At 40.0% G+C, this 25,801-nt stretch carries 22 protein-coding genes and 2 pseudogenes; 15 read left to right on the plus strand and 9 right to left on the minus strand.

Annotation, left to right across the window (positions count from 1 at the left end; genetic code table 11):
* Positions 1-135: 135 nt before the first annotated feature.
* Positions 136-456, minus strand: a complete 321-nt coding sequence (locus FTT77_RS08295) for a pyrimidine/purine nucleoside phosphorylase (RefSeq protein ID WP_078188739.1) — start codon at positions 454-456, stop codon at positions 136-138.
* A gap of 656 nt (positions 457-1,112) precedes the next feature.
* Between FTT77_RS08295 and FTT77_RS08300 the strand changes: the two genes are divergently transcribed.
* The 15 genes and pseudogenes from FTT77_RS08300 (at position 1,113) to FTT77_RS08365 (ending at position 19,727) form a co-directional block, all read left to right on the plus strand.
* Positions 1,113-1,985 carry a MetQ/NlpA family ABC transporter substrate-binding protein gene (locus FTT77_RS08300; protein ID WP_168377622.1) on the plus strand — a complete coding sequence of 291 codons (873 nt, stop codon included), beginning with the start codon at positions 1,113-1,115 and terminating at the stop codon, positions 1,983-1,985.
* 75 nt (positions 1,986-2,060) lie between these two features.
* A complete protein-coding gene (locus tag FTT77_RS08305; protein ID WP_180109137.1) occupies positions 2,061-3,086 on the plus strand; it encodes a methionine ABC transporter ATP-binding protein in 1,026 nt (341 codons plus the stop codon).
* Positions 3,083-3,778: a methionine ABC transporter permease gene (locus FTT77_RS08310; RefSeq protein ID WP_180048904.1), complete on the plus strand. Its 696-nt coding sequence runs from the start codon at positions 3,083-3,085 to the stop codon at positions 3,776-3,778. The genes FTT77_RS08305 and FTT77_RS08310 overlap by 4 nt, the downstream gene beginning before the upstream one ends.
* Before the next feature lie 271 nt (positions 3,779-4,049).
* Entirely contained in the window at positions 4,050-4,643 is a 594-nt protein-coding gene (locus tag FTT77_RS08315; protein WP_218954068.1) for a hypothetical protein, read from the plus strand.
* 129 nt (positions 4,644-4,772) lie between these two features.
* Entirely contained in the window at positions 4,773-8,345 is a 3,573-nt protein-coding gene (gene dnaE, locus FTT77_RS08320) for a DNA polymerase III subunit alpha (protein ID WP_180109138.1), read from the plus strand.
* A 51-nt stretch (positions 8,346-8,396) separates the two neighbouring features.
* Complete coding sequence (locus FTT77_RS08325; RefSeq protein WP_078193553.1) at positions 8,397-9,239, plus strand: RNA methyltransferase; 843 nt, start codon at positions 8,397-8,399, stop codon at positions 9,237-9,239.
* On the plus strand, positions 9,232-10,041 hold the full coding sequence (gene cysE, locus FTT77_RS08330) for a serine O-acetyltransferase (RefSeq protein WP_111883774.1): 810 nt from the start codon (positions 9,232-9,234) through the stop codon (positions 10,039-10,041). The genes FTT77_RS08325 and cysE overlap by 8 nt, the downstream gene beginning before the upstream one ends.
* A 105-nt stretch (positions 10,042-10,146) precedes the next feature.
* Positions 10,147-11,061, plus strand: a complete 915-nt coding sequence (locus FTT77_RS08335) for an ABUW_2363 family tetratricopeptide repeat lipoprotein (RefSeq protein ID WP_078193555.1) — start codon at positions 10,147-10,149, stop codon at positions 11,059-11,061.
* 128 nt (positions 11,062-11,189) lie between these two features.
* The gene (locus tag FTT77_RS08340) at positions 11,190-13,196 is read left to right on the plus strand and encodes a triacylglycerol lipase (RefSeq protein WP_180109139.1); all 2,007 of its coding nucleotides are present in this window, start codon (positions 11,190-11,192) and stop codon (positions 13,194-13,196) included.
* A gap of 871 nt (positions 13,197-14,067) precedes the next feature.
* Positions 14,068-14,211: pseudogene (locus tag FTT77_RS17420) on the plus strand (diguanylate cyclase domain-containing protein); the annotation flags it as partial.
* A 49-nt stretch (positions 14,212-14,260) separates the two neighbouring features.
* Positions 14,261-14,443, plus strand: a pseudogene (locus tag FTT77_RS17425) (diguanylate cyclase domain-containing protein); the annotation flags it as partial.
* Between the two features lie 286 nt (positions 14,444-14,729).
* Entirely contained in the window at positions 14,730-17,360 is a 2,631-nt protein-coding gene (gene mutS, locus FTT77_RS08350; RefSeq protein ID WP_180109140.1) for a DNA mismatch repair protein MutS, read from the plus strand.
* A 385-nt stretch (positions 17,361-17,745) separates the two neighbouring features.
* A complete protein-coding gene (gene fdxA / locus FTT77_RS08355; protein ID WP_004651686.1) occupies positions 17,746-18,069 on the plus strand; it encodes a ferredoxin FdxA in 324 nt (107 codons plus the stop codon).
* Positions 18,070-18,207: 138 nt separating this feature from the next.
* On the plus strand, positions 18,208-18,930 hold the full coding sequence (locus tag FTT77_RS08360) for a D-Ala-D-Ala carboxypeptidase family metallohydrolase (RefSeq protein ID WP_078188751.1): 723 nt from the start codon (positions 18,208-18,210) through the stop codon (positions 18,928-18,930).
* A 131-nt stretch (positions 18,931-19,061) separates the two neighbouring features.
* Positions 19,062-19,727 (plus strand): O-methyltransferase, encoded by a 666-nt coding sequence (locus FTT77_RS08365; protein ID WP_078193558.1) that lies wholly within the window; start codon positions 19,062-19,064, stop codon positions 19,725-19,727.
* A gap of 166 nt (positions 19,728-19,893) precedes the next feature.
* On the opposite strand, the gene FTT77_RS08370 is transcribed toward FTT77_RS08365, so the two are convergent.
* The 8 genes from FTT77_RS08370 to FTT77_RS08405 form a co-directional block, all read right to left on the minus strand.
* On the minus strand, positions 19,894-20,736 hold the full coding sequence (locus tag FTT77_RS08370) for a universal stress protein (RefSeq protein ID WP_180109141.1): 843 nt from the start codon (positions 20,734-20,736) through the stop codon (positions 19,894-19,896).
* 130 nt (positions 20,737-20,866) lie between these two features.
* Positions 20,867-21,484, minus strand: a complete 618-nt coding sequence (locus FTT77_RS08375) for a DapH/DapD/GlmU-related protein (RefSeq protein WP_180010143.1) — start codon at positions 21,482-21,484, stop codon at positions 20,867-20,869.
* Complete coding sequence (locus FTT77_RS08380; protein ID WP_180109142.1) at positions 21,477-22,076, minus strand: YigZ family protein; 600 nt, start codon at positions 22,074-22,076, stop codon at positions 21,477-21,479. Before FTT77_RS08380 ends, FTT77_RS08375 begins: the two co-directional genes overlap by 8 nt.
* A gap of 269 nt (positions 22,077-22,345) precedes the next feature.
* Entirely contained in the window at positions 22,346-23,089 is a 744-nt protein-coding gene (lptB, locus tag FTT77_RS08385) for an LPS export ABC transporter ATP-binding protein (protein WP_078188759.1), read from the minus strand.
* Positions 23,089-23,655, minus strand: coding sequence for a lipopolysaccharide transport periplasmic protein LptA (gene lptA / locus FTT77_RS08390; RefSeq protein ID WP_180048897.1), 567 nt, complete (start codon positions 23,653-23,655; stop codon positions 23,089-23,091). Before lptA ends, lptB begins: the two co-directional genes overlap by 1 nt.
* On the minus strand, positions 23,645-24,187 hold the full coding sequence (gene lptC / locus FTT77_RS08395; protein WP_180109143.1) for an LPS export ABC transporter periplasmic protein LptC: 543 nt from the start codon (positions 24,185-24,187) through the stop codon (positions 23,645-23,647). Before lptC ends, lptA begins: the two co-directional genes overlap by 11 nt.
* A gap of 35 nt (positions 24,188-24,222) precedes the next feature.
* Positions 24,223-24,762, minus strand: a complete 540-nt coding sequence (locus FTT77_RS08400) for an HAD family hydrolase (RefSeq protein WP_078188762.1) — start codon at positions 24,760-24,762, stop codon at positions 24,223-24,225.
* Between the two features lie 4 nt (positions 24,763-24,766).
* Positions 24,767-25,744, minus strand: a complete 978-nt coding sequence (locus FTT77_RS08405; RefSeq protein WP_180109160.1) for an SIS domain-containing protein — start codon at positions 25,742-25,744, stop codon at positions 24,767-24,769.
* Between the last annotated feature and the right edge of the window lie 57 nt (positions 25,745-25,801).

Consider the following 25,801-nt stretch of genomic DNA (forward strand, 5'->3'; position numbering starts at 1 on the left):
AATCATTCATGTAATCATATAAGAAACCCCGCTAAGTGCGGGGTTTAAGCAATAAAAATATCAATTGCTATAACTTAGAAATAAAAAAATCATAAGGTGTAAAGCTGAAGCAACTGCAAACCTGTCTAAGCATACTTAATCAAAATGGCATACATAATCAACAACATCGGTACATTGCACTTTGAAAATAGAATCTTGTGGAACAATAAAGCTTTCGCCAGACGTATATTGAACAAACTCGCCCTGCTCCCCAATTTGCACGACACACTGCCCAGATGTGATTTCAACACGCTCTTTCACATGTGCCTCAAACGTCATGGGTTGCTCTGATGGCAAAAATACACCGATGGTTTTTTGACTACCATCTTCCATTTTTAAAACATGGCTCACCGATCTACCGCCATAATGAACCGTAGGCTTTTTTACAACTGAGACGAAATCAAACTGATTTGACATAGCGTGCCTCACATAGTAATTTATTATGATCAATTATTAAGCAGTTTATATTAAACAATGTAGCGGATTCAATATTCCTCAGATTTAGATCTAAGATTTTGAAAAACCATGAATCAGAGTTGAACTTCAAATATATCAATAAAGATTTCAATGCAGATTAGATTGAAGCTCTCCGTTATTTTCACATATGAATGTTACAAATTTTGTGAATGACAGGACTTATTTCATTTTTATCATATTTTCAGCAATACATTTTAAAATTTGTTATATAGACCTAAACATATACAAATGACGTACTTAAATAGTTTAATTATAAATAATATATTGTTTTTACTTATTAAATTATTTAATTAAACATATTCCATTTACATTTTTGCTGCTAAGCATAACTTTTTAAATCACTATATTGAATAATAAAAAATTGATATGATGCCTAGCGAAATATAGAGATTTACTTTATTAAATCTTTTGTTTACAGCAGCTTGCAATGGCTATCTTTTCCCATTTGGAAATAGACTCAGATCTAATTGTATAAGTCTGTGTAGCATTTTAAATTATTAAGCATCTATCAGCCTGTCTGATAAAAGACTTAAGTAAATCTCTCCATAATATGATTTGTGAATTTATTAATTTTATAAATTTACTCGGGTGAATATATGAAAAAGCTCCTAGGATTAGTTCTCGGTTTATCTGTTGGCCTTTCAGGCTGTGGTAAACAAGAAGCTCCTGCAACTGACGCAGCACAACAAAAAGACACTGCAGAAGTGCAAACCGTCACTATGGCTTCGACTGGTTCGGATGCTGATATTTGGCGCTACATTGCTTCGCTTCCTGAAACCAAAGAAGCTGGCATTAAACTTGAAGTGAAAAACTTCACTGACTATGTGTCTATGAACACTGCTGTAGCGAATAAAGAAATTGATGTTAACGCATTCCAATCATATGCCTATATGGTTGCGTTTAACGACAACAATAAAGATAAAATTGCACCGCTTTCGACAACTTATTTAGAACCCATGGGTATCTATTCAAGCAAAGTTAAAAAACTTGAAGAGTTTAAAACAGGTGCAACCATTGCGATTCCAAATGATGGTGCAAACGAATCACGTGCATTATTACTGCTTCAATCTGCTGGCTTAATCAAACTTAAAGCTGATTTTGACGATGTAAAAGGCACACCTGCTGACGTCACTGAAAATGCGAAGAAAATCGTAATCAAGCCAATTCAAATGGCGACGGCAGTTCGTGTGAAAGACGAAGTTGATGCGATTGTTTTGGGTAATACCCTTGCAATGGAAGGTGGTTTAAACGTACTAAAAGATGCGGTTTACTATGAGCCAATCGATCAAAGTACAAAAATGAACGTGAACATTCTTGCTGTTGCTGCTGACCGTCAAAATGACCCAGTACTACAAAAAGTAGGCGCGCTTTATCACACTCCAGCAGTTAAAGCTTACATCGATGAACATTTTGGTGGTACTAAAATTGATGTAAACAAACCAACTAGCTACCTCACTGAAGCAAAATAGTAATATAATTTCTTCAAATAAACAGGCAAAGTTTACTTTGCCTGTTTTTTCATTTTTGAACCCTTTTTTGACGCTATGATCCAATTTAAAAATATCTCCAAGCATTTTGAGCTAAAAGGCCAAACCGTTACAGCACTGGATCAGATTAATCTGGACATTCCAGATGGCTGTATTTTCGGTCTAATTGGCTACAGTGGTGCAGGCAAAAGTACCTTAATCCGTTTAATTAATTTGCTAGAACGTCCGAGTGAAGGGCAAATTATTATTCATGATAAAGACTTTACTGCTTTAAATTCGGCAGAGCTACGTCAAGAAAGAACCAATATTGGCATGATCTTCCAGCACTTCAATTTACTGCAAACCAAAACTGTTACAGAAAATATTGAAATGCCGCTTAAACTTTTAGGTGTGTCTAAAGCTGAACGCCAAAAACGTTTAGAAGAGTTGCTCGAATTTATTGACTTAAAACATAAGAAAAATGCCTATCCAGATGAGCTCTCTGGTGGTCAAAAACAACGTGTCGGGATTGCCCGTGCGCTTGCCAATCATCCTAAAATTTTACTGTGTGATGAAGCAACATCAGCTCTCGATCCGCAAACTACCAAATCGGTATTGGCGTTATTAAAGAAAATCAATCAAGAACAAGGCATTACTATTGTGATGGTCACCCATGAAATGGATGTGATTGAATCTGTTTGTGATTATGTTGCGGTGATGGAACAAGGGAAAATCATCGAACACGGCTCAACCTTAGAGATTTTTAGTCAGCCAAAACACAATACAACCAAAAACTTTATTCAAACTGTATTGCAGCAACAGCTTCCTGTTAATATTTTAAATAATCTAGAAAATCAAAACCATAACAGTATTTATTGTTTAAAATTTCTGGGCAGTTCGGCACAGGAAACCGTCATTCAAGCGGTAATTAAACAGTTTGATATTAGCCTGAATATTTTGTTTGCCAATATGACTGAAATTAATGGTGCGGTGATTGGACAAATGTTCGTTCAGCTATTAGGTGATGCAGCATTGATTCAACAAGCGGTGGCGTTCTTAGAACAACATGGCGTTGAAGTCACTCAAGCAGGAGTTCAGCAATGAGAGATTTAATTATTCAATGGCTGACTCAAATTACAGCACCCTTTTGGAAAAGTTCTTTGTCTATGGATCAGTTCGTCACTGCCCTACAAGAAACTTTTCACATGGTGTTCTTTGCCATGCTCTTCGGCTGTATTTGGGGTTTTATCCAGGCCGTGATTTTATATGTCTCACGTCCACAAGGCATTTTGCCTAATCGTGTCATCTACCATGGTTTGAACCCGATAGTGAATGCGCTGCGTTCATTGCCATTTATTATCCTCTTGATTGCGGTCATTCCTTTGACCAAAGTCATTGTAGGGACATCAATTGGGACTTGGGCTGCGATTGTTCCGCTCACAATCTATGTTGGTCCTTACATTGGTCGTCTGATTGAAACATCGTTGCTCGAAGTAAATGACGGCATTATTGAGTCTGCTCAAGCAATGGGTGCATCTCCGCTGCAAATCATAACTAAATTTGTACTACCAGAGTCTCGTAGCTCTTTGATTTTAAACTTAACGACTGCAACCATTAGCTTAATTGGCGCAACAGCCATGGCGGGTGCAGTAGGTGCAGGCGGTATCGGTGACCTTGCTATTTCTTATGGTTATCAACGTTTTGATAGTAGCGTGGTGATCATGACCGTGATTGTCTTATTGATTTTGGTGCAAATTGTACAAAGTCTTGGCGATTGGTTATCGAAGTTACGTTGAGCCATCACGATTTATATAAGCTCTCTTCGGAGGGCTTTTTAGTGTTTAAAATTTAGTTTTTAATGCAGAACTAAAACCAAGATTTCTTTGACCCTAAATTACTTTGACGGCAAATTAGCAACACCATAAAATTTAAAATATAACCTTCAATATTACGTTTACAAAAACTTGAATGAGTACAAAATATCAAAAGAACAGGATTTTATATTCCCCATGCAAACTACACTGCCAGCACAAATTTTCCGCTTAAATTTTTTTCACAACGGGGATATTGATCACTTCTGCAGCATCTGCATCCATTGCTGATTATGACTATGTCACTAGTATTAAGGTAAATGATGTTGACTTAGCCTTACCCTTGCCTGCATCAAAAGCAAATGCATTAATCAGCAAAAATCCAGTAAAGCTTAAATATGAATATTCAGAATGTACCGGCAATACTGAATTTCATGTCACATCAAAAGGTAAATTTCTAAAATTTGAAATTTATGCTGAGGACAATCCTCAAGTTAAAAATGATTCATTCTATAAAAATAAAAGCAGCTTCGCCCAACTTGGACAAACCAAAGGGGATGTTTGGATGGAATGGGATAACTCCATGCAAATACGCGATAAAATTCAAATTGGGTCAAAACATCTGATAAGCCAATATGACTATCAACAATTTGTAAAAGACTTTCCCGAAAGTGCAAAATTAGCCAATCCAAATGAAGTTGCATATGTGATTTTACTCTCACCGACTCATGCAAAATCCGTGCTGAAAGAGCCGCATAACTATGATTTACCCTATATTGGCAATCTAGCCTTCAACTTTAAAAATGGCAAATTAACTGCCTTTTCAGTGAATCAAGGTATTGCTTGCTAAATCGTGATTGTCATGCAGCGTTTATTGCTTAAACAGTGAATTTATAAATCTGCATAAAGCCATGCAATAAACGCAAGTTTGAACTCAGAGCATGCTAAAATCAGCAGCTGTTTTCGCAGGGACTCATCTATGCACTTTGTACATCTTGGTATTTTTACAGAATTTTCCATTACTGAATCTATTGTACGTATACCTGATCTTGTAAAAGCTGCAGCTGCAGATGAAATGCCCGCTCTGGCCATTACTGACCTTTCAAATCTACATGCTGCTGTAAAATTCTATAAAAAGTGCTTAGATAAAGGCATTAAACCCATATTTGGTTCAACCATTCGTCTGAATGATGCTGAACACAAAGCTACTCTTCTAGCGATGACCAATAAAGGTTGGCGTAGTCTGACCGAGTTGGTTTCTGAAGGCTATATTTCAGGTCAACAGCTTGATATTCCTTGCGTACAAAAGGATTGGATTTTAAATCAACACCAAGACTTGATTGTTTTACTGGGTATGCAAAGTGATGTCGGCAAAATGCTTTCCTCGTCCAACCCGCAAAAAGCTGAACCATTGTTAGCCGACTGGGTCGAAAAATTTGGAAATCGTGTTTATTTGGCAATTACCCGAACTGAACGCCCGGGTGAAGAAGACTTCATTCACGAAGCTGTAAAACTTGCGAAGAAATTTAACATAGGTGTTGTTGCACATAATGATGTGCACTTTGTGCGTAAAGAAGACTTCGAAGCGCATGAAGCACGTGTTTGTATTGCCGATGGTTATGTCCTTGGTGACAATCGTCGCCCTAAAAATTATAGCCCTGAACAATATTTCAAAACTGCAGCGGAAATGACTGAGCTCTTTTCAGACATTCCAACGGCTATTGAAAACACCTATCACATTGCACGACGCTGTAATGTGTCATTACGTTTAGGCTTCCATGACCTTCCCGATTATCCAATCCCTGAAGGTCATACAATTGACACCTATTTTGAACATTTATCAAAAGAAGGTTTAGAAGAACGTTTAGCGCATTTGTACCCTGTCGAACAACGTGGTGACGACTGGCCAGAAATTCGTAAGCCTTATGATGAACGTTTGGCTTATGAAGTTGGGATCATCCTGACCATGCAATTCCCAGGTTACTTCCTGATTGTCATGGACTTTATTCAATGGTCTAAAGGTAATGGCGTCCCTGTTGGTCCAGGCCGTGGTTCGGGTGCAGGTTCCTTGGTTGCCTATAGTTTAAAAATTACCGACCTAGACCCACTACGTTATGACCTACTGTTCGAACGTTTCTTAAACCCTGAACGTGTATCAATGCCCGACTTTGACGTCGATTTCTGTATTGCAGGTCGTGACCGTGTTATTGACTATGTTGCACGCACTTATGGTCGAGATGCGGTCTCTCAGATTGCAACTTTCGGTACCATGGCGGCAAAAGGTGCAATTCGTGACGTAGCCCGTGTCTTGGGTAAATCTTATGGTTTGGCTGACCGTATTTCTAAAATGATTCCGACCAAGCCTTTAGGTTTAAGTTTGGAAGAATCCATTGAGGCCGAACCACAACTCAAAGACATTGTCACCAATCCATCTAACCCAGATAACGACGATGCAGCCGAAATTTGGGAAATGGCACTCAAACTTGAAGGCATTACCCGTAATACAGGTAAACATGCCGGTGGTGTGGTTATTGCACCAACTAAGTTAACCGACTATTCAGCAGTACTGTGTGATGCAGATGGGACTAACCGTGTAGCCCAATTCGATAAAGACGATGTGGAAGCTGCAGGTCTAGTTAAATTCGACTTCTTGGGCTTACGTAACTTAACGGTAATTGAAGATGCCATTAAGCACATTAATGCCCGTCCAGATATCACTACACCTGTCGACATTTCCTTGATTCCTTTGGATGACAAACCTGCCTATGCTGTGTTCGCAGATGCAAACACCACAGCAGTCTTCCAGTTTGAATCCGTCGGCATGAAAAAAATGCTGAAAGAGGCACGTCCAAGTAAGTTCGAAGAAATTATTGCTTTCGTGTCTTTATACCGTCCAGGCCCCATGGATCTGATTCCTGACTTTATTTTCCGTATGCATGGTGGCGAGTTTGAATACTTACATCCATTACTAGAAAGTGTCCTTGAACCGACATACGGCATTATGGTTTATCAGGAACAGGTCATGCAGGCAGCGCAGTTCTGTGCTGGCTATAGCTTGGGTGGCGCGGATTTACTTCGTCGTGCCATGGGTAAAAAGAAAGTCGAAGAAATGATTAAGCACCGTCAGATCTTTACTGAAGGTGCTGCAACCAAAGGTATTGATGCAGATACGGCCAACCATATCTTCGATTATATGGAAAAATTCGCAGGCTATGGTTTTAACAAATCCCATGCCGCAGCCTACGCCCTTGTTGCATATCAAACCGCTTGGTTAAAAGCACATTTCCCTGCTGAATTTATGTCAGCAGTGATGACCTCGGAAATGCAGAATACCGATAACGTGGTGTTCTTGATCGATGACTGTCGTATTAATGGTCTTGAAGTCTTGCCACCTTCGGTCAATATGTCTTTATATAATTTCCATGCCAGCGATCCAAAAACCATCGTCTATGGTTTAGGTGCGATCAAGGGTGTCGGTGAAGCTGCCATGCAGTCTGTGATTGACTCACGTATCCAAGATGGCCCATATAAAGATCTGTTTGACTTCTGCCATCGTATTGACCTAAAAAAAATCAATAAGCGCACGCTTGAAGCATTGATTCGTGGTGGCGCATTGGATTGTTTAGGATTAGAACGCGCTGACTTGATGGCGCAATTGCCAGAAGCTGTACAAGCGGCTGACCAAGCCCGTACAAACCGCGAAACAGGGATGATGGACCTGTTTGGCGAAGTGGAAGAAGTTCAACGTAAACCTGCCAAACCAGTCAAACCGTGGTCAGATGAAGTTCGTCTCAAAGGTGAAAAAGACACACTCGGCCTTTATTTAACAGGTCACCCGATTGATGTGTATCGCCCAGAGTTAAAAGCCTTTATTTCACAGCGCATTAATGAGCTTACGCCTACACGACGTGGTGTCACTACAGTATTTGCAGGCCTAGTCGTCGATGTTGCCAACTTCCCGAACCGTATGATGGTGACGCTCGATGATGGTACTGCACGTATTGAAGTGTCTGCGAATCACGAACGTTTTAACCGCTTCAAAGATGTGATTCAAAACGAAAAAGTGGTGGTCATTGAAGGTGAAATTTACGAACGTGAAGGTTTTGACCGCCCTATGGGTCGCTTAACTAAAGCCTTCAGTTTGAATGAAATCCGTCAAAAACGTGCCAATGCCATTCAAATTAAATTAACACCTGAACATTTTAGTAAAACGCTATCACGCGACATCCAAGATATTTTACTGCCTTTCTGCAATGTCGATATGTGTACGCATATCCCTGTGCAGTTATATATTGACTATCCATATGCGACGGCCGACATTCATTTGGGCTTAAACTGGAAAGTTGCCCCACTAGATGAATTACTATCTAAGCTGCGTGACTACTTCGGTAAAGAATCTTTGCATGTCGAATATCATGTCAAATCCAAAGCTGCCAAAGCAGTAAGTTATGAACAAGCCTCTATTCCTGCGCAGGTTCCGCCACCGCCAGATGGGATGAGCATGGATGATGCCATGGATTTATACCAAGCAGAAGCCAATCAATTTTCTTAAAGTTTAAACGCTGTTTGAACTGCTTTTTTAAATAAACATATTGGAAATATCATGAATCAAACTGACAATGCTGCGGTTTCAGCACATCTCTCCCATGTGCGTATTGTCATGGTGAATACAACATTACCCGCAAATATTGGTAGTGCATTACGTGCCATGAAAACCATGGGACTTTCAAAGCTGGTCTTAGTTGCACCTAAGACTTACCCGCATCCAGACATTAATGCCTTGGCTGCCGGTGCTGTCGATTTAATTGATCAAATTGAAATCGTTGAATCATTAGAAGATGCCATTAAAGATTGTCATATTGTCTTTGGTACCAGTGCGCGTAGTCGTACCATCCCATGGCCACTGCTTGATGCTCGCCCTGCTGCTGAAATGTCTCTCAAAGCGGTCTGTGAACAACAACAAGAAATTGCCGTGGTGTTTGGCCGTGAAGACCGTGGTTTGACCAATGAAGAATTGGCAATGGCCAACTACCACGTCACTATTCCAGTAAATACTGAATATGGCGTCTTAAACGTTGCCCAAGCGATTCAAGTCATTTGCTATGAAATGCGTATGGCTGCCCTTGCACATACTGAGTTAACGGCAAATCCTGATGCCAATATGCATGTGACAGATGACATTGATATGGAATGGGACGAACCTTTGGTGACCCATGAAATGATGGAACAGTTCTACCCGCATATTGAAAAAATGCTGGCAGAGATTGAATTTATGGATCCAAAAAATCCAAGATTATTACCTTTACGCTTGCGTCGCCTATTTGGACGTATACAATTAGATCGTATGGAATACCACTTATTACGTGGCATCTTTAGCCGAGTACAGGCATTAAATAACGGAACATGGAAAAAATCTACAGACAATGAGGATCAATCTAATGCTTAAGCAGCTCAAAGAAGATATACAGGCTGTATTCGCGCGCGATCCTGCTGCACGAAATACGCTCGAAGTCTTAACGACTTATCCAGGAATTCATGCCTTAATCATGCATCGTATGGCACATGAACTTTGGAAAAAAGAGTGTAAAGGCTCAGCTCGTCTATTGTCTTCTTTTAGCCGCTTTGCCACAGGCATTGAGATTCATCCGGGTGCGAAAATCGGTCGTCGTTTCTTTATTGACCACGGTATGGGTGTGGTGATTGGTGAAACAGCTGAAATTGGTGATGATGTCACCCTCTACCATGGTGTGACCTTAGGTGGCACGACTTGGAACAAAGGCAAACGTCACCCAACTTTGGAAGATGGTGTAGTGGTTGGCGCTGGTGCAAAGATCTTGGGCCCATTTACGGTGGGTAAAAATGCCAAAGTCGGTTCAAATGCCGTCGTGACTAAAGAAGTTCCTGCAAATACTACTGCTGTGGGCAATCCAGCACGCTTTATCACCAAAGATAAACCAAAAGATGAAGCGGAAACACGTCGTCGCGACTATGCAGAAAGTATTGGTTTTCAGCCTTATGCTGCAACCCAAGACCAAACTGACCCGATGTTAGAAGGTATGCGTGTATTGTTAGATCGTATTCAGCACAATGAAAAACGTATGAATAATTTGTGTCAGCGTTTGTCTCTCCTTGACCCAACGTTCAAAAAGCAACAGCTTAATGAACAACCTTTTAGTCAGGAAGAACTTAAAATCATTGAAGATGTGCGCCGCGAATGCGAAGCTCAAAGTAGTCAATCTAAGGCTTAACCAAAAGCAATCAGAATAAATTGCCTTTAACTTGCATGTTGTTCAGAGTTTTTTTAGACTGACCAACATGCTTTTTGTATAAAATAAATTTAATGGATGAATAATATGACGCTTAAGCCCTTGGCAGTTGCTTGTATTGCTTTAACCCTTGCCGCTTGTGGAAGCGCCCCAACTAAAAATAATGCTCCTAAAGATGCCATGATTTTTGTAGAGCCTGAACTGACTCCACCTTTCTACGCACTCAACCCATTTAACTACGATGCACCACCTCCTTTTGAATTAAATTTACAAAAAGCTGCAGCACAGCCTGTGACTAAGATGGTGGTAACTAGCCCAACCGACCCATCTAAGCAATTAACCCTTGAAGAAAACCGCCTGATTATCCCCACTGTTGACAGCAAAGAACGTTCGATGAAATTTGCTGCTTTAGCAGGTGACAATGAAATCGACATTACTGAAATTGATGATTTCTTACAGCTTGTTGAAGGTAAAGCACGTCACTATCCACCACGTTTTGTTCAACGCCAAGAACGCAAAGGGTTTGAGCTTAAACTCAAGGAAGTTACGCAAAAATTAGATACGCTTGCGTCTAAAGACAACGCCTCTTTTGATATTTTAGTTCGTGCATTTAAAGCCAGTGTGATGGCACGTAACCTTGATTTGGGTTCTGTGTACACAACTAAATCATTAACTTACGCACAACGTATTTTAAAAATCAACCAAGATGATGCAGAAGCAAACTTCTGGTTCGGTTTTGGTTTATCTGAAGGTGGTGGTCAACGTGAAGCGATTCCATACTTAGACAAAGCAATGAAAGCCGGTGTTCAAGAAGCGTATCTTTCTGCAGCAAATAACTATATTGCCATGGAACAAAAAAAGAACGCCATTCAGGTTTTAAAGAACTATAAAGTTAAATATCCACAAGAAGCAGAAGTTGCTGATCGTTTAATTCAAGAAATTGAAAAGCAAGGTCGCTGGAATGTTTGGCAAGTTTTAAATCCACCAAAAGCTGCGTCTTAAATCAGACGATTTAGAAAATTCTTTTGAAAAAAGACCGTTTTAACGGTCTTTTTTCATTTAAGGTGAATTGAAAATCCTGACAATTATCGTATGATTTGAAAATACTTAACCTTATGCGCGGCCTCTTTATGCAGCAAAATATTAAAAAAATACTGCTCCTTGGAATCATAAGTACAAGCGTACTGAGTGGATGTCAGGTCGTCAGTGTCAAAAATCAAAAACTCAATGTTTCGATTGCCAATGAACGTGAAAGTATTATTTCTCGAAATAAACTTAGCGAAGCCAGTTTAAATGTCTTGTCGATGACAGGTCGGGAAGCCAAAGCCTGCACAGAAGACCCGAAAGCCTGTGTTGATGAGTTACAACAAATTCCTCAGATTCAAGATGAACAATTACTTTCTACAGCAAGTGAATTATATTTAGCTAAAGCTATAGAATATGAATCTTCTTCAGCCTGCAAGTTAGGTGTGCTCAGTAGTCACAAATCTGAAGAAAAACAAAAAATTGAACAAGACACTTATAATAAGTGCTTAGATCAACAATTGATACTTCTCGATAAAAGTATTCGCTATAGCTATGCGTACATGTTTAAAACCAAACGTGCGCCTGCTGATCGTATTTTTGATAACCGTCAAGTTCAAATCCGTGATTTCTATAATCAAGGGATTGCCAAATTGGTTAGCAGTTATGCACTACGTTATAAACCGCAAGAAGTCACCCAACAGATTAAAGTTGGGCAAACCACCTATCACATAGACTTCAGCCACTACCCAGAACTCAAAAATCGTAAAATTGAACAATTGATGTCAACCTATAACCTTAACTTCTCAGGTTTACGTTCAATTACCCGCCGAGATGGTTTTGGCTCCGAATTTCTTGTAGTTTTACCCGAAGAACATACGATTGAAACAGGCAAAGCAAAATATATTATCAACCCGATTGATTTTAAATATCCGTCTGGTTCAAATCCTAATATCCATCAAGCGCGCTATTTAGCTGCAACCTTAACGGCTGAACCACTAAGCGCTACAACTACAGTTGATCAAATTTTGAATCAACATGAGTTTCAAATTAAAGCTTACGACCCGTATAAGTATGAACAAGTCAATATTGCCAATAAAAACTATGCGCTTGCTGCCAATTTTTCTGCTCCATATGGTCTTTGGTTAGCACAAAATAACTTGGGTAAGGCAGCTTATTTATCACTGATTGACCGAGATGAAAAGCTGACGATGCCGCATCTCTACATGCTTGAACCATATAATCCTGACAAGAAAGTTATCGTCTTGGTACATGGCCTTGCTAGCAGCCCTGAAGCATGGATTCGTCTGACTAACGATATTATGGGCGATTCAGTGCTACGTGAACATTATCAAGTGTGGCAAGTCTTCTATTCAACTAATATGCCGATTATTGAAAGCCGCTTCCAAATTTATTCCATTTTGACTCAGACCTTTAGCAAAGTAGACGCCAATGCCGCAGCTAAAAAAGATGCGGTCTTAGTCGGTCATAGTATGGGTGGCATTATTGCTCGACTACTGGTTAGCCAAGCGGATACCACGCAATCTGCTTTGAAAATGATGAACTCACGTCAATTAAATCAGTACCGAAATATTCCAGTCGTGAAGCAACGTATGGTAATTTACGATATTCCAAATTTCAGCCGTGCGATTTTCTTGGCTGCACCTCATCGTGGGACTGAATATGCAGATCGTTGGTTTACCAAAGCTGCTCGAAAAATCATTAAACTTCCTGGCGCTTTCTTATCGGCTATGGGTGATGTGTTAACCCAAGAAGAAGACCTGAAAGATTTATTCCGTGAAATCGACCACGGCTTAATCCAAAATGGACCAAGTGACTTAAGCCACCAATCCAAATTTATTGCGCTCACTGAAGATATTCAGCCACGTAAAGGTTTGAAGTTTCATTCAATTATGGGAAATAACACCAACAGCCAAGATAAAAATATTATGACGGATGATATTGTACCATACACTAGTGCTCATCTAGAGGGTGCTGTTTCAGAAAAAATCATTAAAGGGGGGCATTCGATTCAAGAAACCCCTGAAGCTGTACTCGAACTACGCCGTATATTACGTTTGCATTTGATTGAACTTGGCCTCTATAAACCATAAGGCAATACAGCATTTAAATCGATCTACATATTTTAAAACCGATCTCAGGATCGGTTTTTTTATTTCTGCATTTACTTGAATATGCCATTATTCACGTAATTACTATATAAGCTTTTTTTAATCATTTGAAAACTCAAAGGCACTCGTTGAACTTTACATAAACCTTATATTGGAGATAAATTATTGTAAAATAAAGACAAAATATTGCGCCCATTTCCTGATTTTTTATGAGCATATCGAATTATGAAATTATAAGGCTTTAAGTCCCTTCATCTAGACGAAATTGGGGTTAAATCATAACTATATTGAATAAAGTATATATTACGTCAAGTTTATAATCCATTTATCAACCGCTCTACCGCGATGAAGCGGCGAAAAAATTTTGTTTTCGCGGAATCATTATTTTTCTCCGGTATGCCCTGTCATGTGCGGGGATTTATCAAGTGATCCCATAACGCAGTTTTGTAGATTCCTCAGTATATTTGGATAGTGTTTATCATTCTGATTGCATGGGATTTATCTTTTGTTCCGCATTAAACCCTTATTTTAATGTTTATACTTGTCTAGGCTCGATGTGCGCTGTTGCGATCATATTTATCATCTTTACTATGATGTGTAATGATCACAATGATGTGCTATTACATGCAGCCATGAAGTATGCCGTGGTCATCATCTATGCCTTTGTTGGTATGCGTTTTTATATTGCCAAGGTTGCGGGTTGGTAGAACATGACCCACTGACTGGGCTAGCAAACCGTCGTCCATTATAAGGAGCTTTAGAACAGCTATGGCATTATGCCCTACGCCATCAACAGCCTTTAACCATCATGGTGATCGATATCGATTTTTTTGAAAATTAAAATGATCATTTAGGTCATCAGGCGAGTGACATCTGCCTCACACAAATTACTGAGGTTTTGTCTCAAATCACCAATCGAAATGGTGAGTTAGCTGCACACAATGGCAGCGAAGAGTTTTTACTCCTCTTTAGGGTGTTAACTGAAGCTGAAAATTGAACCTTTGGCAGCCGATTTATTATGCAGAATTTAATCACTCGAACTTCCACATCCAGCCAGCCATATGTCTAAATTTGTGAAGATTAGCATCGGTACGGAAACGATCATTCCATCTAAATCTGATAAAATTCAAAAATTTATATTGGCTGCCGATCAAGCGCTTTACCTTGCAAAAGGCAGCGGTCGCAACCAATATCGATTAGCTCAGGCTGAAGTGCAGCTTGATGTTTGAGTCAGTTTATCGCTTTGTTAATTTATCCATTGTTGAATTTACACACAGACTTTTTAGCGTTTATAAATAATATTTTGACTGCTTTTTTTACATGCAGACAAACCTTTTCTGGCATTTTCCTACCACTTTTTTTGCTAGAATCAGCAACACGATTTGTTAACATGCACCTGTAATTTTGAATGAAGAGACAATATAAATATAAGGACTTTTTCTAAATTCAATTTCCATCAAAACAGTGTTATTCGTTTAGCAGCGCACAAATTTTTATTTTAAGGTATTTCGTTTCATGCAAGCTGATAATTCCAAAGTTGACCTTTCAACCCTGACCCCGATGATGCAACAGTACATGTCAGTCAAAATGCAAAATCCGCATTCACTGATGTTTTATCGGATGGGTGATTTTTACGAGCTCTTTTTTGAAGATGCGCATAAGGCAGCAAAACTTTTAGGAATTACACTAACACATCGTGGTAAAGCCAATGGTGAACCTATTCCTATGGCTGGTGTCCCATACCATGCTGCTGAAGGCTATTTAGCCCGCCTTGTAAAAAAAGGTGAAACGGTGGTGATCTGCGAGCAAATTGGTGAAGTGACAGGCAAAGGGCCGGTTGAGCGCGGAATTGTCCGTATCATTACCCCGGGGACATTAACGGACGATGCACTGATTGCCTCCCATCAAAGTTCAAATTTAGTCGCGATCTGCTTACAACAAAATCAAATCGGGATTGCTTTACTAGACCTCAGTGCAGGTATTTTCAAAGTTCAGCAAATGGACTATCAACTGGAACAATTGGCAATCGAACTTTCTCGTTTAATGCCGAGCGAAATTTTGATTGATGAAGATCTTATTGATCCGAATATTGTCGAGCAAATTAAACGTCAATTAGACTGCCCTGTCACTAAACGTCCAAACGTCGACTTCAATTTAAATAACGCGCAAAAAACGCTGTGTGACCAATTTGCAGTAGCCACACTTTCAGGTTTTGGTATTGACCATTTGCCTTTGGCGAAAGCTGCCGCAGCGGCTTTGATTCACTATGCAAAAGTCACTCAAAAAACCGTTTTACCACATATCCGCAGCATTCAACTCGAACAAAGTAGTGATTTCGTGGCACTCGATCCCGTCACTCGTCGTAACTTAGAACTGATTGATCCCCTATTTGAACATGGTACTTCCCTGTTCCAACTAATCAATGATTGCCAAACTGCGATGGGCGGCCGCCTATTGAGTCGTACCTTGATGCAGCCTTTACGAGATACCGCTTTATTGGATGCACGTTTAGATGCATCACAAGCGATGCTGCAAGGCTATCATGAGTCTCCGATCCGCTTAGTTCTCAAAGAAATTGGCGATATTGAACGTGTGCTATCTCGTGTAGCTCTCGGCAGTGCTCGTCCACGAGACCTAGTTCAGTTACGTCAAACTTGTGCACAAATTCCCTATCTTCGACATGCACTTGAACCGATCATTCAGTCACACCAATCTAAGCTGATCGCTCAGTTAAATGATGAAATGGGTGATTTTCACGGCTTACATGAGCGTCTCATGTCTGCCATCGTAGAAAACCCGCCAGTGCTTTTACGTGATGGAAATGTGATTGCCGAGGGTTTCGACACTGAACTTGATGAACTACGTAAAATTCGTGACCATGCGGGACAATTCCTCATTGATCTCGAAATCAAAGAGCGTGAACAAACCGGAATTTCAACCTTAAAAATTGGTTATAACCGAGTTAGTGGTTACTATATTGAACTAACTCGCGCACAAGCTGAACAAGCACCTGATCATTATATTCGCCGCCAAACCCTTAAAAATGCTGAACGCTACATTACCCCTGAGTTGAAATCTTTTGAAGATAAGGTGCTTTCGAGTGAGTCACGTGCATTAGCGCGCGAAAAAATGCTCTTTGAGCTATTACTTGATGAGTTACGTGCAGATATTGGCAACTTACAAATGATGAGCGCCGCTATAGCGCAAATTGATTTACTGGCTAATTTTGCCCATCAAGCTCGATTACGAAATTGGTCACGTCCTGAATATAGCCCTGAAGTTGGGATCAAAATCAAAGCCGGACGTCACCCAGTTGTGGAATCTCTGAGCAAATCAGCATTTACTCCAAATGATACTAGTTTGGACTTTAATCACCGCATGGCGATTATCACAGGGCCAAATATGGGCGGTAAATCGACCTTTATGCGCCAAACTGCCTTAATCAGCTTATTAGCCTACTGTGGTAGCTTTGTCCCTGCCCAATCTGCCGTATTAGGGCCGATCGATCGGATATTTACCCGTATAGGATCTGCCGACGACTTGTCTACAGGCAAATCAACCTTCATGGTGGAAATGACTGAAACCTCACAGATTCTACATCATGCGACCAATCAATCATTGGTACTGATGGATGAAGTCGGACGTGGTACGAGTACCTATGATGGCTTATCTTTGGCGTGGGCATGTGTGCTCGATCTCACCCGTCGCATTAAATGTTTATGCCTATTTGCAACGCATTATTTTGAGCTCACCGAGTTAGGCAAAGACGCCAATATAGATAACTATCATGTGACTGCTCGTGAGCTAAATGGCAACCTGATCTTACTGCATAAAGTTCAACAAGGCCCGGCGAGTCAAAGTCATGGTCTACAGGTGGCAAAGCTTGCAGGTATTCCTGCAGCTGTGATCAAAGAAGCGCAAAATCGCCTTCGTATATTAGAAACTCAGCAAAAACAGCAACTCAATACGGCTGTACAAACCGATCTATTCTCGGCACTCGCAGAGCCTGAAGTCATTGAACGCGTAGTTGAAGTTGAAAAAACATCGCCCGTACTTGATGCCTTAGCAGATATTGATATCGATAACTTAAGTCCACGTGAAGCATTACAACAGCTTTACGCTTTAAAGGATTTACTTAAGATCTAAATTGAGCAGAAGCGATAGATGAGATATGCAAAGAACACCAATGAAGGTGTTCTTTGCATTGACACCATTCAAACGCGTAAATTAGTGAATGTTTGCTATCTACTACTGCGGCTATTCAGCAATAAATTGATAAAAAATTAATGTTCTAAAATGTTTCATGCTTAAAATGCACATAAAAATATTGTTCGATAAACAGATGTAATTTAATTAGTTTTTGAGTATGATTCTCATTCATTGTGAAATTTACATAAATTGTTCAGTTTTTAGTGATTTTAACAGCACTGCATATAATAATTATCAATAAAAGGAATTGTTAGTTACCCTATTTTTTGCCTAAAATACACCATTAGTTTATTAGAACCATATTTTTTAGGTAGCTGTCGCCATGACCTTTGTTGTCACTGAAAACTGTATTAAATGTAAATATCAAGACTGCGTAGAAGTTTGCCCTGTTGACTGTTTCTATGAAGGTCCAAACTTCCTTGTTATTAATCCAGATGAATGTATCGACTGTGCGCTATGTGAACCTGAGTGTCCAGCTAACGCGATTTTCTCTGAAGATGAGTTACCTGAAGGTCAAGAAGTATTTATCGAACTTAATACTGAACTTTCTCAAAAATGGCCGAACATCACTCAAATTGGTGATCAACCTGCCGACCGTGAAGAATGGAACGGTAAAGCTGATAAATTACAATATCTTGAAAAGTAATTTTACGCTTTCATGAAAAGATCAGCACATGCTGATCTTTTTTTATACTTAAAGCACACATTTCATTGCAAATTATTCAAATTTTCTCAATCAAATTGGATTAAAATAGAACGAGTTTATAAATAATTGATTTCTATAATGAAGCATTTACTCAAGGGATTATTGTCCGTTGCAATATTCCCTCTTGTTTTCATTGGTTGTACAACTACACCACAAAAACAAGGTCACACTATTACAACTCCCGACGGTAAACGTATTTACATACCTCAAGAAAAAGTGACGACCATCAGACAAGCCCCGCCTAAAGTGGTGCCTTATGCCTACAATTCGTGGGTCGCGTCTGTCGATAATTTACGTCGCGTTCGAGACTATGAAGTCTTTTTAGAGAAAAATGGTGTAGGCAATATCATTCCATCATTTGAGTTGATGCGTACTGCACGTGACTGGCAAAAATGTGGTCGCTCAGAATATATGGTACCTAACCGTGAATTATGGCAAAACCAAATTGCAACCTTACGTGTCTTTAAATATTTAGTAGCTGCCAATATCTTAACGGACTTTGAAGTGACATCGGTTTATCGTGATTTGCCTTTGAACCAGTGTGCCGGTGGTGCAAGTTCATCTCGTCACTTATACAACTCGGCGATTGATTTCCGTATTGGACCTGCGTACCCGCAGCCCGAAGACTACAGTTATATTGAAAATACCAAGTTCCGTTTATGCCAATTTTGGTCACAACACGGGCAGAGTCTCAATATGGGATTAGGTTTATATGCCAGCGGACAAATTCATATTGATACTCAAGGCTACCGTACTTGGGGGCCTGATCACTCAAGTCGCTCATCAATGTGTAATTACTAAAACATTACATCGTCATATCAAGACCTCTTCGGAGGTCTTTTTTGTACATAAAATATTCAAATATAGAACAATAAATTGCGATGTTGGTGGAAAGGTTTAAAATGCTTGCATCAATCACGAGGTGCGACAACATGCAACAAATGTGGACAGACATTGATGCTTACATCGATTCACATTTAATTCCTGAAGATCCAATATTGACCCAAACACTTCAACATACGGATGAACGTGGCTTTCCTGATCATCTTGCTGTAGCGGCTAATCAAGGCATGCTGCTTCAAATGTTAATCCAAATGAACAAGTGTAAACGCGTTTTAGAACTTGGAACTTTTGCAGCCTATAGCACCATGTGGTTAGCACGTGCCTTACCTGAAGATGGTTACATTCTGACCATTGAAGGTCGTGATACACATGCTGCCCTCGGTCAAGAAAATATTGATAATGCAAAGCTTGCACAAACGATAGAACTGAAATGTGGTCGTGCGGCAGATATTTTACGTGCCCTTCCTGAAGATACCGAACCTTTTGACTTTATTTTTGTCGATGCAGACAAACAGAGCTACCCTGAATATTTAGAATTAAGCTTAAATTTATCTCATTCAGGTACAGTGATTGTTTTAGACAATGTGATTCGTGCAGGTGAGATTCTGAATGCTGAAAACCATAAACCAAGCATTGAAGGTATTCGTGATATGTTCAAAGCTATGCAAAATCATCCGAAAATTTTATCCTGCACGGCACTTCAAACTGTAGGTTGTAAAGGTCATGATGGTTTTGCAATTGCAATCGTTAAATAATCTTAATCGAGGTGTTTTTTAGACATCTTGAGTAAAGGTATAAAAAATAATCAATACAGTATTTTATTTTCAAAACAATTACTTATAAACACTGCACACAGAGTTATCCACAATTTATGAGGATAACTCTGATTGTTTTTAAATCAACTCTGTTCGTTTGCTCAACTTATTTTACAACCAACAGTGGCACACTCGAATTTCTGAAAATACTGGTGGTAATACTGCCCAAGAAGAACTGATGGATTTTACTGTGACTAAACGCCCCGAGTACGATTAACTGAATGCCATGCTCTTGTTGATAGTCCAGAATATTTTCCGAAACATCGCCATAGCGGTATTCCGTCACCACATCGAGCCCCGTATTGGTTAAATAATTTTTTGGATCATCCAAGATTTGTGGGTGATCTCCAACATAGACCAAATGACATTGTAAAAGTTTGAGTAGGTCACTTTGTGCCACACGCTTCATTAACTCAACGCATTTAGGCGAATATTCATAGGCAAAAATAAAACGAGTCGGTGGTTTAAACGTTGGCCCTACAGTCATAACTGTACAACTTGCACCACGTATAAAGTTTTCAACATTACTACCAAGCGGCTTATTGCGCTCTGCTGAACGTTCACCCACGCGACCAATTAAAACAATATCGTCATCTTGCAACACATTAAAACTTTGCTCTAAGAAGTCGCCCTTTTCCTGAATATGGGTGGTTTGAATACCATGCTTATCTTGGATCATTTCAGAAATGTGTTTGAGCAAGTTATTACTATAATCTAACGCTAAATCACTTTGTTTTTGTTCTAACTCCGCGAGTTCTTTCAAGAGCATAGCATTACTTTCAAACCCAATCACTCCACTGATTTCACCTAAGTGATAACTTGCCGGATAGTAATCAAGTATTTGCAGTAAAACCAACTCACGGTGAGTTTGTTTAGCAACCCAAGCAGCAGCATCAGCTAGTGCATTAATGCATGGAGAAGAGTCGATACAGGCGATAACTCGTTTCATGATTAGCCCTCGTTTTATTATTGCTTGGCTATAAAATGTTGTTTGTTATTTTTAACTTATCACAACTCTGTTTCACTGTGCATGCATTTGTGTAAGCATAAAAACGATTTATGACCTATTTGGCGATTATTTATTCACGATATCGAATGAGTTTTGCAGGATTTCCCGCAATGATTGCACGCGCTTCGACATTTTTCGTCACCATACTGTTCATGCCGACCACAGCCTGCTCAGCAATGTGAATGCCATCCTTGATTCCAACATGCGCACCTAGCCAAACATCACGCTCTATCTCAATCCCTTGTGAACGTACAGCTTGTTGATAGATCGGTTGATTGACATCCATTCCATGATCAAAAGCGTATAAATGGCAATATGCCGCCATACGAACCTGATCGTGAATTTTGATGCCCACTCGCCCACCATCTATAATACAGTGATGATTGATCGCCACTTCATTACCAATTTCAATTGGGCCATGCAAAGTACAATCTGCTGCAATAAAGCTGTTATCTCCAATGACAATCTTACGTCCTGGTTCGGCAAAAATATGAGCCAATGGCGATATAAAACAGTTTTCACCAATTTCAACGGTTTCCATCGATTTGAGATAGTCTTGATATTCCTGTTGCCAAGCTTCGGCCCAACCACGATTTTTCGGTTTGAGTGACCAATACAACCAAGGCATATAATTCAGACGATGCTTATGTTGCTCTCGATATTTCAATAATGGATCTTGTTCATTCATCTTCATCAGCCTCGACGATATGCAGTTGTTCACGTCCGCGAGTTACATCTTGTATCTTTAACTGCAGTGGTTGGATTTGATGAATTTGCAATGATGCAAGTACATTTACACCTTCCACTGTGTAGTCTTCCTGAAATTCAATTTGCTGCTGATTGAGTTCATATTGGAAAATTGCCCACTCATTAAACTGACAACTAAATTGCACTTTTTTCTTCTCAATGAGTTCAATTTTTTCAGCCTGCAGCAGACATTGACCGGCACAGCCACCATAGGCACGTACCAAGCCCCCTGTGCCGAGCTTAATTCCGCCATACCAACGATTAACCAAGACCAATACGTTGGTTAGATCATTCCCTTCTATGGTTGCTAGAATGGGCCGACCTGCTGTGCCTGAAGGCTCACCATCGTCATTGAAACGTACGGTATGTCCAATTTTCCATGCCCAGCACTGATGTGTTGTTGAGATATCTTTATGGGCTTCGAGAAAGTCTTTAACGGCTTGTTCATTTTCCACAGGAACTGCGATGGCTTGAAAACGACTTTTTTTTATGTCTTCTTCATATTCAAACTGTGCGGCAAGTGTAAATGGCATAACGTCTTTAGATCCTCTATCAACGGATATTATAGCGTTTTTTGAAAGACTTACATCCACAAAAAAGCCCCCAATACTGGAGGCTTGATTGAAGACCATTCATCTTTCGTAATCGCATGATTTTTGCAGATCGTATTTTTAGTTTAATGTATACTGATATTTTTGTTAATTTTTAGATTAATTACTCAGTTTTTGTCATTTCCGACAATAAGATAAACCCGCTGAACCAAACTAGCGCCATTCAACGGGCAATTTCTTATTTTATTCAATTAAACGGTAAAATCATCACCAAGATAAACTTTACGTACAGTTTCATCCGCAAGGACTTCTTCTGGAGTACCTTCTGCAATCACTGAACCTTCGCTCACGATATAGGCATGCTCACAAATCGCAAGGGTTTCTCGCACATTATGGTCGGTAATTAATACACCAATACCGCGATCTTTCAATGTTCGGATAATGTCTTTGATATCACCCACTGAAATAGGATCGACCCCTGCAAAAGGTTCATCTAGCAACATAAATTTAGGGTCTGCCGCTAACGCACGCGCGATTTCCGCACGACGACGCTCACCACCCGACACACTCATACCAAGAGAATCTTTGATGTGTGTGATTTTAAAGTCAGCAAGCAATTCTGTTAGACGTTGCTGACGCTGTTGCTTATTCAGATCTTTACGGGTTTCTAAAATCGACATGATATTTTCAGAAATGGTTAATTTTCTAAAAATAGATGCTTCCTGAGGTAGATAACCAATACCTTTACGTGCGCGCTCATGCATTGCCAAGTCAGACAAATCAAGATCATCTAAATGAATCTCACCTTTATCCATACGCACTAGGCCAACAACCATATAGAAACTTGTAGTTTTACCTGCACCATTTGGACCAAGTAAACCAACAATTTGACCACTTTGCATGCTAAAGGACACATCCTTTACCACCCAACGCTTACTGTAGTTTTTGGCTAAATGTTTAATACATAAAGTTTGAACTTGCGAGGTTTGCTCCATTAATCACGTGCTCCTGGGAAGGACTTAGTGCTTGACGGTGGAATCACGATTTGAACACGACCTGAAGAAGATCCAGATTTATTTGGTGTACCTTCAGCAACGATATCGCCTTTATTCATACTGTATTTCAGGCTATTACCACGAATACTTGCACCATCTTGTTGTAACAAAGCACCACCCGTCATGGTGATAATACCTGTTTCAGCATTGTAGACGATCTTTTGCGCTTGGCCTTTTGCATAGCCTTTGGCAGGGTCAGTTTTTTGTTGGAAATGTGCTGGCCCACCCGTTGCTGTAATCGTACTGATCTCTTTTTTGCTGTTTAAGTTCGCAACAATTGAGTTTGCCTGAAGCTTCATCGAACCCTGTTCAATGATGACATTACCGGTATACGTCGTAATCCCGGTTTTTTCATTAAACGTTGCACGATCGGCAACCAATGAAATCGGTTGATTACGATCTGAAGGCAAAGCAAAAGCTGCAACTGAACATAACGCCAGTGAACCGATTAGCGCTGTACGTTTTAGGAAAGTTTTTGCAGTTTTTCGATTAAAATTATGGTTCATACTTTCCTCGAATATTAAAAAATTCGTATTGACCGTCGTTTAAATTTGCTTTTAAACCTTGGCTGACAAATTCGGCTTGTGGTGAAATCACCGTTACAATCTTGTCCGTTTCTATTTCACGCTTTTTTGGAAAAGCAGTTAGTTCCTCAGTACGAAACTCCATTTGCCCTTCACGCATCAATTTTGTTGCAACCACATTGTCACTCAGTACGATTTTTTGGTTATCATCCATACCATTGGCTTGTTTGGCAAAGAACGTGGCATCGACAGCACCATCTTGATAGGTCGATGCTTTCAGATTGACTAAATGAGACGTTTGCTTTTGCAAATCCTGCTCAAGTCGATCGACTTGCGCACGAATATGCAATTTTCCCTGCTCATCAGTCTGCGTCAGGTTAATGTTTTCAGCTGAGTAAGTCATACTTTTCGAAGAGTCCGCCTGAAGCTTATTACCCTTTCCACCGAAATAGTAAAAACCACCGCTTACTGCAGCAATGACCACAGCTGTCACGTATAAAACTTTAGTATCCATAAGCGGAGATTCAATCCAATGACTGCATCAATTTATTAATAAGGTGCACTTGCATATTTTTCAAGTAGTTCCTGGTATACACCTTTAGAAACTAAAAGCATATCGCAGATTTCACGAACAGCACCACGTCCACCCATCGCCTGAGTAACAAGATCTGCACGGCGACGTACTTCTAAATGTCCATTCGGTACGGTCACTTTCATCCCTGCAATAGCAAAGGCTGAAAGATCGGGCCAATCATCGCCCATATATAGGCAATCTGAAGGATCAATACCAAACTGTGCACAGGCTTCAGTCAAGGCAACGCCTTTATCTTCACGACCTTGAAAAACCAAGTCCACACCTAAGTCAGACATGCGTTTTTCAACAATATTACTTTTACGGCCAGTAATAATAATGACTTTGATACCCGCTTTTTGCACCAACTTCATGCCCAAGCCATCACGAATATCAAAAGATTTGATTTCATCGCCACTATTGGTCAACGTTACAAATCCATCACTTAAAATTCCATCTACATCCAGTACCAGTGCTTCTATGTGACGCGCTTGTTCTAGCAATACATACGATGCCATTTTCTTAATTTACCCCAGCCTGAATCAGATCATGCATGCTGATAATCCCAATCACTTTATTGGCATCATCAACAACTACAAATTGTGTAATTTTCTTTTCGTTCATACGTTCTAAAGCATGTACCGCGCGTTCTTCTTGTGAAATGGTCAAAGGATTTTTAATCATCACTTCTGAGACTTTCATATTCACATCAAAGCCTTGCTGTTTATCAATCAAACGACGTAAGTCACCGTCGGTAAAGATACCCAATAATGTATCGTTTTCATCGACAATCGCAGTGAGTCCCAAACGTTTATTTGAAATTTCATACAGAACTTTATTCATGGGTGTCTCTGGCGACACTTTGGGTAAGTCTTCACCTGTATGCATGAGATGTTTTACATGCAATAACAAACGCTTACCCAACGCTCCAGCAGGATGAGAGCGTGCAAAATCATCTGAGGTAAAGCCACGTGCATCCAATAATGCAACTGCAAGGGCATCACCTAAGGCTAATGTTGCAGTGGTACTTGATGTCGGCGCTAGACCCAAGGGGCAAGCTTCTTGAATATTACCCAAGGTCAATGCGACATCGGCATTTTGTGGCATTGGGCCTTTATTGTCGCCACTCATGGTAATTAGAGGAATGCCCAAATGTTTGATTAATGGCATGAGCATCATAATTTCATCACTCTTACCTGAGTTTGAAATTGCAATGAGCACATCTCCTTTAACCAACATGCCCAAATCACCATGCCCAGCTTCACCCGGATGCATGAAGAAAGATGGCGTACCTGTCGAGGCAAACGTAGCGGCCATTTTACGACCGATATGCCCCGATTTGCCCATACCAGTAATCACTAAACGCCCTTTGCACTGTAAAATGATTTCGCAGGCTTGGCTAAAACGATCATCTATTTGCGTCGCTAATACTTGTAAAGCATGCTCTTCAATACGCAAAGTTTCTAATGCGACTTTCTGAAAATCGACTTGATTCGGCATATTTGGTGGATTCAAAGTTGTTATACCTTAAGCCGTGAGAGGTGCGCTCTCACTTTC

It is taken from the genome of Acinetobacter sp. YH01010 (assembly GCF_013420775.1).
Lineage (GTDB): Bacteria > Pseudomonadota > Gammaproteobacteria > Pseudomonadales > Moraxellaceae > Acinetobacter > Acinetobacter amyesii.

What these genes read in the sequence shown, in the direction of transcription:
- FTT77_RS08305 (WP_180109137.1), top strand. Translation starts at nt 2,061, where the DNA reads ATGATCCAATTTAAAAATATCTCCAAGCATTTTGAGCTAAAAGGCCAA.
- FTT77_RS08370 (WP_180109141.1), bottom strand. Translation starts at nt 20,736, where the DNA reads ATGAAACGAGTTATCGCCTGTATCGACTCTTCTCCATGCATTAATGCA.
- mutS (WP_180109140.1), top strand. Translation starts at nt 14,730, where the DNA reads ATGCAAGCTGATAATTCCAAAGTTGACCTTTCAACCCTGACCCCGATG.
- cysE (WP_111883774.1), top strand. Translation starts at nt 9,232, where the DNA reads ATGCTTAAGCAGCTCAAAGAAGATATACAGGCTGTATTCGCGCGCGAT.
- FTT77_RS08335 (WP_078193555.1), top strand. Translation starts at nt 10,147, where the DNA reads ATGACGCTTAAGCCCTTGGCAGTTGCTTGTATTGCTTTAACCCTTGCC.
- fdxA (WP_004651686.1), top strand. Translation starts at nt 17,746, where the DNA reads ATGACCTTTGTTGTCACTGAAAACTGTATTAAATGTAAATATCAAGAC.
- FTT77_RS08365 (WP_078193558.1), top strand. Translation starts at nt 19,062, where the DNA reads ATGCAACAAATGTGGACAGACATTGATGCTTACATCGATTCACATTTA.
- FTT77_RS08295 (WP_078188739.1), bottom strand. Translation starts at nt 456, where the DNA reads ATGTCAAATCAGTTTGATTTCGTCTCAGTTGTAAAAAAGCCTACGGTT.
- FTT77_RS08325 (WP_078193553.1), top strand. Translation starts at nt 8,397, where the DNA reads ATGAATCAAACTGACAATGCTGCGGTTTCAGCACATCTCTCCCATGTG.
- FTT77_RS08340 (WP_180109139.1), top strand. Translation starts at nt 11,190, where the DNA reads ATGCAGCAAAATATTAAAAAAATACTGCTCCTTGGAATCATAAGTACA.
- FTT77_RS08360 (WP_078188751.1), top strand. Translation starts at nt 18,208, where the DNA reads ATGAAGCATTTACTCAAGGGATTATTGTCCGTTGCAATATTCCCTCTT.
- FTT77_RS08310 (WP_180048904.1), top strand. Translation starts at nt 3,083, where the DNA reads ATGAGAGATTTAATTATTCAATGGCTGACTCAAATTACAGCACCCTTT.
- FTT77_RS08405 (WP_180109160.1), bottom strand. Translation starts at nt 25,744, where the DNA reads ATGCCGAATCAAGTCGATTTTCAGAAAGTCGCATTAGAAACTTTGCGT.
- FTT77_RS08300 (WP_168377622.1), top strand. Translation starts at nt 1,113, where the DNA reads ATGAAAAAGCTCCTAGGATTAGTTCTCGGTTTATCTGTTGGCCTTTCA.
- FTT77_RS08400 (WP_078188762.1), bottom strand. Translation starts at nt 24,762, where the DNA reads ATGGCATCGTATGTATTGCTAGAACAAGCGCGTCACATAGAAGCACTG.
- lptB (WP_078188759.1), bottom strand. Translation starts at nt 23,089, where the DNA reads ATGGAGCAAACCTCGCAAGTTCAAACTTTATGTATTAAACATTTAGCC.
- dnaE (WP_180109138.1), top strand. Translation starts at nt 4,773, where the DNA reads ATGCACTTTGTACATCTTGGTATTTTTACAGAATTTTCCATTACTGAA.
- FTT77_RS08375 (WP_180010143.1), bottom strand. Translation starts at nt 21,484, where the DNA reads ATGAATGAACAAGATCCATTATTGAAATATCGAGAGCAACATAAGCAT.
- lptA (WP_180048897.1), bottom strand. Translation starts at nt 23,655, where the DNA reads ATGAACCATAATTTTAATCGAAAAACTGCAAAAACTTTCCTAAAACGT.
- lptC (WP_180109143.1), bottom strand. Translation starts at nt 24,187, where the DNA reads ATGGATACTAAAGTTTTATACGTGACAGCTGTGGTCATTGCTGCAGTA.
- FTT77_RS08380 (WP_180109142.1), bottom strand. Translation starts at nt 22,076, where the DNA reads ATGCCATTTACACTTGCCGCACAGTTTGAATATGAAGAAGACATAAAA.